The 706-nt window shown below is 35.4% G+C and carries 1 protein-coding gene; it reads right to left on the reverse strand.

Annotation, left to right across the window (positions count from 1 at the left end; genetic code table 11):
• Positions 1 to 519 precede the first annotated feature (519 nt).
• Positions 520 to 706, reverse strand: a 187-nt coding sequence (locus ACFINO_RS10525; RefSeq protein ID WP_375655794.1) for a hypothetical protein, incomplete at its 5' end; no start/stop codon positions are given.

Genomic DNA, 706 nt, shown 5'->3' on the forward strand with positions numbered 1-706 from the left:
TTTAGGCTTTCTCTTAAATACTCTGCAAAACAACATTAATAATAAATCTGACTTTATCTCTGCTTATTCTTATAGATGTTTGCACAATTTCTTTGCCTCATATTTGTAAAGATCAAATTGAAGGGAATGTATGGGGCATTCCTTTTGAGAATATGAAAGAGAGGTAGGAAAGCACGACAGAAGCCTGTCTTTATAATTGAAAGTTATGAAAGTTTTCCAGCAATTGCATTCTTTATTCTATTTCGCAATGTTTTCTTTTTTCTGCTAATGTCCTTGATCTCCTGGCTGAGACTTGTATACACTCCATGAAAAAAATGGGTGCGTTATGTATCACCTTGCCTGTTTTTCCATAAGATAGACTTTATTTTAAAGTGGCTGCACACTTTTTTAGGATTTTTAAAACGGTTTTCACGATACGACACGCTATTCAAGAGCGCAAAGGACAAAGAAACAGCGCCAAAAAGAACACTGCAAAAAGATGCATTATATTTTAAAGTTGAGACAAATTCTTAAAACTTTTTAACGGCTTTCACGATACCACATACTGCTTAACAGTAAAAGACAAGCGAGTAGTGCAAAGAAACCAGAAAATATTGCAAAATAAAAGCTCTTGATTAAGCGGGTTTCTGTTGCTTCTTTCAGAACAATGGAACGCGAAAAGGAAGAGGAGGGATCTGCTTGTGATCGAATCAGTTTGAGTGGAGGA

Origin of the sequence: Bartonella sp. AA83SXKL, assembly GCF_042196965.1 — a bacterium.
In the GTDB taxonomy this organism is placed as follows: domain Bacteria; phylum Pseudomonadota; class Alphaproteobacteria; order Rhizobiales; family Rhizobiaceae; genus Bartonella.